Raw genomic sequence first — 1,526 nt, 5'->3', positions numbered from 1 at the left:
GTGTTTATTTTTATTTACCAAATGTTAAAATCCATAAGTTTAATAACGTTAAAGACGAAAAAATAATGAAATAGAAACGGTATAAAATGAAATTTGGATATTAAAGTGATAAGAAGGTTATAAAGTAATACGTTTAAATATTAATTGAAGGTAAGAATTACCTTTTTATGTTAATTTAGTTGTAGAGTGAACAATAATGTTTTTGATCTAATATGAAAAGGTTATGCGAAAAAGAGCTGGATGACTATTTTTCACATAACCTTTTTGTGGTTTTAAAGGATTTTACTTAAGAAAAAATCTATAATTAAGGTAGTTAACATATATTTTTTGATGGGTGTGGGGGATTATGAAAGAAATATGCATGTTATTAGTGGCTGTTATATTATGGGGGACGGCAATTGCACCAACGAAATGGGCATTAGAATCTATTCAACCATTTACTTTGTTATTTATTCGTCTTTTCTTGGCGGGTGGAATTTGTATGCTTTTTTCATATGGCCAACTTCAAAAAGCGATCGTACATAAACATATTCCATGGAAAAGAATGAGTTTGCTATCTTTTACTGGTGTAGCTGGATATTTTATGTTCACATCCTACGGGATTTCTTTAACAAGTGGATTACATGTTAGTATCATTGATGCTGCATTGCCATTAGTTACAATTCTTTTTTCAGCGTTCTTTTTGAAAGAGAAAATTCATCCGAATTATTGGATCGGTATTATATTGGGGGCTATAGGGGTACTTCTTATTACAATTTCATCTAACAATGCTGATCAAGAGGTATCTTTAATAGGAGATATCCTTATTTTATTAAGCACCTTCTTATTTGCTTTCTATACAGTATTGTTAAAACAGCCGAAACAGGAACAGTATCTATCAAACAAGGTTTTTACAACATTAACTTTAATTATTGGATCGGTTATTTTATTACCATTTGCAATGGTAGAAACTTTTTATTACGGTTTTCCAAAGATTGAAACCTGGAAGACTGGACTTAGTGTAATGTATCTTGTTATTGGAGCGACAATTTTAGCATATTGGTTTTGGAATAAAGCACTAGAGAGAGTTTCAGCATCAGTAAGTGGATTATATTTAAATGCATTGCCGCTAATAAGTATTGTTGCTTCAATTGTTCTATTAAATGAATCTTTAACGTGGAGAATAGTAATGGGCGGCAGCTTAGTTTTATTTGGAGTGGTATGGGCGGATAAAAGTAAAATAATTGATCTATTTATCATTTCCCGACAGAAAAGTTCCGCCTCAAGGAATGAGTAGGACGATAGTTTAAAGAGTGCATGTATATAATGTGTAATTAAAAGGACGTCTTGTATGTAATGGGACGTCCTTTTTTATTATTTTCATTGAAATAGAGAAATAGGATAACTGAAATTAATATAGAAAATATCTTTGGGAATTATTTTTATTATTAATTGAATAAAAGGTGTTGACGATTAGCCTATAGAGGTGTAATATAGAACAAGTCGCCGATAGCAACAACGCAGAAAACGACAAAAGAAATAAAAAA

1 protein-coding gene is annotated in these 1,526 nt (G+C 30.7%); it reads left to right on the top strand.

The window, feature by feature from the left end:
* The first annotated feature begins 346 nt into the window (after window positions 1–346).
* The gene (locus tag V7038_RS06315) at window positions 347–1,276 is read left to right on the top strand and encodes a DMT family transporter (protein WP_033714281.1); all 930 of its coding nucleotides are present in this window, start codon (window positions 347–349) and stop codon (window positions 1,274–1,276) included.
* Window positions 1,277–1,526 lie beyond the last annotated feature (250 nt).

Origin of the sequence: Bacillus sp. JJ783 (assembly GCF_036963225.1) — a bacterium.
GTDB lineage: Bacteria > Bacillota > Bacilli > Bacillales > Bacillaceae_G > Bacillus_A > Bacillus_A cereus_U.
This window is presented reverse-complemented; position numbering and strand designations above follow the sequence as displayed.